The following is a 4,442-nucleotide window of genomic DNA, read 5'->3' as shown; positions in this document are numbered from 1 at the left end:
TTGCCTAATCTTGGTTTGCCGGTTTATTTGTACGGTAAAAACTATAATAATAAAACCGATAATAAGAATATCGTGTACAAGGGTTGCTTTGAGCCTGAATGTATCACGAATGAGCTTTGCCATGGATTCGGGCTTGTATGGGATGGAATCAGTGCTGATACCTGTGACGGATTGTACGGAAAATACCTTAAGTACAACAATCCGCACAAGCTTTCGATGTATCTGACTGCCGGATTGCCTGTCATCGTCTGGAAAGAGTCGGCTTTGTGCGAGCCTGTGCTTCGTAACGGGCTTGGAATTGCCGTGTCATCGCTTTATGAAGCTGTGGAAAAAATCAGGGCCACTACCGAAACTGAATATCTTGAGATGCATGAGAACTGCCTTAAAATATCAGCAAAGTTAAGAAGCGGCTATTTCCTCAGGACTGCACTCCGAAAATGTCTTGAAAGACTGGCAGATTCTGAAGCTCATTCTGGTTACACCAAGTCAGATGTCGCGCCTTCAGCTGATTCAGTGCTTTCTGCTGATTCAGTGCTTTCTGCTGATTCAGTGCTTTCTGCTGATTCAGTGCTTTCTGCTGATTCAGTGCTTTCTGCTGATTCAGTGCTTTCTGCTGATTCTGTACATTGAGATAATTTTGTGCTATAATATTCGTCTATGTTCAAATTATTCTCTGACATTTACAAGTACCGCCAGATGATTTTCAGTCTTGTCCATAAGGAACTGAGGGGGCGGTACAAGGGGTCCGTGCTTGGTTTTTTCTGGACTTTCCTTAATCCGTTGTTGCAGCTCATCGTTTATACGTTTGTCTTTTCTATCTTGATGAGACAGCAGATTGAAAAATATTATCTTTTCTTGTTCGTCGCTTTGGTTCCCTGGATTTTTATCAGTTCTTGTGTGTCCGCGGGTTCAAACTGTGTGTTCATTTATGGTGATTTGGTCAAAAAAATATATTTTCCCCGGGAAGTGCTTCCTATTTCCTTCGTTACCAGCCAGTTTGTCAACATGCTTTATACTTTTGTCGTTGTTTTCGCAGTGATTATATTCACGAAGCACGGATTTAATTTTTATGCCCTGCTTTATCTTCCTGTGATTATGGTCGTGGAATATGTCCTTGCTCTAGGACTTACGCTTTTTTTCTCTGCGCTTACTGTTTATGTTCGGGACATCGCGCATATCCTTGGCATCATTACTATGGCATGGCAGTTCCTGTCGCCTGTTATGTATCCTTCGTCAAAAGTTCCCGCTGAGTTCCTGCCGATTTGGAATCTCAATCCTATGGCCCATGTGCTTGATTCATACCGGGATATCTTGTATTTCAAGCAGGCTCCTGATCTACAGACTCTTGGTGTCGCTGTCGTAATGGGGCTTTTTTTCCTGGTCTTCGGTGAGATTATGTTCGCTAAGCTTCAGAAGGGATTCGCTGAAAATCTTTAGTAGGGTAGTGTTATGAATGAAGAGAATGCCATTGAGGTAAAAGATATAAAGAAATCTTTCAAAGTTTTTTTTGATAAGAGCAATCTTCTTAAGGAACGCGTGCTTTTCTGGAAGCGCAATAAGTACGAGAGGCGCAATGTCCTTAAGGGAATCAGTTTCAATGTCAAAAAGGGGGAGGCAATCGGTCTCATCGGACATAACGGTTGCGGAAAGAGCACAACGCTCAAGCTCCTCACAAAAATCATGTACCCGGATTCTGGCTCGATTGAGATGAGGGGCAGGGTGTCCGCTTTGATTGAGCTTGGTGCCGGATTTCACCCGGACATGAGCGGTCGTGAGAATATCTATACTAATGCGGCGATTTTCGGACTCAACAAAAAGGAAATCGACAAAAAAATCGATGACATAATTGCTTTCTCGGAGCTTGAGGAATTCATCGACAATCCGGTGCGCACATATTCTTCCGGAATGTACATGAGACTTGCCTTTGCCGTTGCAATCAATGTTGATGCTGATATCCTTCTTATCGATGAAATTCTTGCGGTCGGTGATGCTGCTTTCCAGGAAAAGTGCTTCAACCGCCTCAAGGAAATCAAGGCTGAGGGAACGACAATCGTAATCGTCTCACACTCACTTGGTCAGATTGAAGAAATCTGCGAGCGAAGTATCTGGATTGATGCCGGACTCATTCGGGCAGAAGGAAGCCCTAAGAATGTTCACGGCGAGTACCTTGATTTCATGGGCGTTCGTAAGCCGGAGGAAAAGGCTGCTTCTGTTGAGAGCTTCAACAAGCTTGCTCCCGCAAAAGTCGCATTTGACAACCGTTATTGGAAAGAAGCGGGCGAGGGCGGAACTACCAAGAATATAATGAAAGAAAGGGAAGCGTTCGCTTATATCGCCGTTGAAAAGGACAATCCTTTGGCTGTTGAGATTCACGCCGAAATCCTTGCTCCTGATGGGGAGCTTAAAATAGCAGTTGAAGGCTCAGAGCCTCTGACAGTGCATAAGCTTGCCGCCGGCGAAAAAGTCTTCTCATTCCCGCTAAAAGACTGCCGGAAGCATGCCGGAGATAAAATCCGCGTAGACTTCACTGCGGATGATATTCTCCGATGTGAGAAAGTCTGTGTGAAGGGAATTGCGGTGAAGTATAAGGAGCCGAAGCCTGAGATTTAGGAGAAGAGGGGAGCTGACAGCAGTTTGCCTGATTTGATTTTGCAAACTGCCTGTCATACATTCGGTATTAGAACAGTTTTTCTGCTGTTTCGAGTGCTGCGGCAATCGTGTCGTCCATGTCGAAGTAGCGGTACATGCCGAGCCTGCCTCCGAAAATCACTTTGTCCTGCTTGGTGGCAAGAGCCTTGTATTTTTCGTAGAGCGCAGTGTTCCTTTCGTCGTTCACGGCATAGTACGGCTCGTCGCCCTGCTTCCACGTGGCGGGATATTCGCGCGTGATTATAGTTTTCGGCTGATTTCCGAATTCAAAATGCTTGTGTTCGATGATTCTCGTGTACGGTGTCTTTGAGTCCGTGTAATTTACGACTGCATTTCCTTGAAAATTTTTTTTGTCCAGGACTTCGCTTTCAAAACGGAGCGAGCGGTATTCAAGTTCGCCCTCGGAGTAGTCGAAGAATCGGTCAATCGTTCCTGTGTAAATCACTTTGTTTGCAATAGAGAGCCATTTTTTCTTGTCGTCAAAAAAATCTGTGTTGAGTTCGATGTCGCAACCTTCAAGCATTTTCTCGACAATCTGAGTGTAACCGCCGACCGGGATTCCCTGATAAGCGTCGTTGAAATAATTGTTGTCGAAGATAAGCCTGACCGGAAGTCGCTTTATGATGCTCGCCGGAAGCTCCGTGCATTTGCGCCCCCACTGTTTTTCGGTGTAGCCCTGAATCAGCCGTTCGTAAATGTCTCGTCCGACAAGTGAGATTGCCTGCTCCTCAAGATTTTGCGGAGTCTTTCCCTTCATTTCGGAAGCCTGCTCAGCGATTCGTTTCTCGGCCTGCTCAGGAGTGATGACATCCGGCCAGATTTTGTTGAAAGTGTTCATGTTGAAAGGCAGGTTATAGAGCGCGCCGTTGAAATTCGCTATCGGAGAGTTTGTGTAGCGGTTGAATTCCGCAAACTCGTTCACATAGTCCCAGATTTTCTTCGAGTCCGTGTGGAAAATGTGAGCTCCGTACTTATGAAAGTTGATTCCCTCCACGTTCTCAGTGTAGATGTTCCCCGCGATGTGGTCTCGTTTTTCTATTATGAGGCAGCTTTTGCCGCGTTTTTTTGCCTCGTTCGCCATTGTCGCCGAGAAAAGTCCCGCTCCGACGAAAAGATAGTCGTAATGGTTCATTGTTTTGTTCTCCAGATTTATTGTGTTACAAAAATTCCAGTGGAAGGCATTGCACGTTGTCGCTGAGATACAGATGTTTCTCACACTGGCATAGAATCGTACCGCATTGCATTGAATCAAGCTGCTTTAGGGCTGGAAAGTTTTTTGCCATTGAAACTGTTGGCTGCACGGATTTTTTTATTTCAACAGGATACAAAAGCCCGCCTTTCTGGATAAGCAAATCGATTTCTTTTTGATTTCCATCCCTATAAAAATAGAGATTCTTGGTGCTTATTCCCGCATTCTGATAGCTCTTCATAATCTCGCTTATTACGAAAGTCTCAAAAAGCTCGCCCGACATTGCACCGTTCTGTGCAACTTTAGGATTATCCCAGCCCACAAGATTGCAGACAAGACCTGTATCATAAAAATAAATCTTTGGAGTCTTTACGGCCCTTTTGAGCAAATTATTTTCGTAAGGCCGCAGAAAAAAGATTATTCCAGACGCTTCAAGAATTGATGTCCAGCTTTGCACCGTCTTTAGCGTCACACCGATGGTATTCGCGATATCGGCAGCATTGAAAAGACAACCTGTACGGGCCGCAAGCGCAACAACAAACTTGTAGAACAGGGTTTCATCTTTTATGTTCATAAGATTTCTTACATCACGCTCAATATAAGA

At 44.8% G+C, this 4,442-nt stretch carries 5 protein-coding genes; 3 read left to right on the top strand and 2 right to left on the bottom strand.

What is annotated here, in order from left to right; translation table 11 throughout:
- The 3 genes from IJJ71_RS12370 to IJJ71_RS12360 all read left to right on the top strand — a co-directional run.
- A partial coding sequence (locus IJJ71_RS12370) for a glycosyltransferase (protein ID WP_296847430.1) occupies positions 1-630 on the top strand: 630 nt, incomplete at its 5' end.
- Between the two features lie 27 nt (positions 631-657).
- Complete coding sequence (locus tag IJJ71_RS12365; RefSeq protein ID WP_296847429.1) at positions 658-1,437, top strand: ABC transporter permease; 780 nt, start codon at positions 658-660, stop codon at positions 1,435-1,437.
- Positions 1,438-1,449: 12 nt separating this feature from the next.
- A complete protein-coding gene (locus IJJ71_RS12360; protein ID WP_296847427.1) occupies positions 1,450-2,610 on the top strand; it encodes an ABC transporter ATP-binding protein in 1,161 nt (386 codons plus the stop codon).
- Between the two features lie 67 nt (positions 2,611-2,677).
- Here the strand turns inward: IJJ71_RS12360 and glf are convergent, their stop codons facing one another.
- Together glf and IJJ71_RS12350 are read right to left on the bottom strand one after the other, a co-directional pair.
- Positions 2,678-3,781, bottom strand: a complete 1,104-nt coding sequence (gene glf, locus IJJ71_RS12355) for a UDP-galactopyranose mutase (protein WP_296847426.1) — start codon at positions 3,779-3,781, stop codon at positions 2,678-2,680.
- Between the two features lie 25 nt (positions 3,782-3,806).
- Positions 3,807-4,442, bottom strand: a 636-nt coding sequence (locus IJJ71_RS12350; protein WP_296847424.1) for an ATP-binding protein, incomplete at its 5' end; no start/stop codon positions are given.

Origin of the sequence: Treponema sp., from assembly GCF_017430385.1 — a bacterium.
Classification (GTDB): Bacteria; Spirochaetota; Spirochaetia; order Treponematales; family Treponemataceae; genus Treponema_D.
Note: the sequence above shows the minus strand (reverse complement) of the source record. Positions and strands in the feature narration are given on the sequence as shown.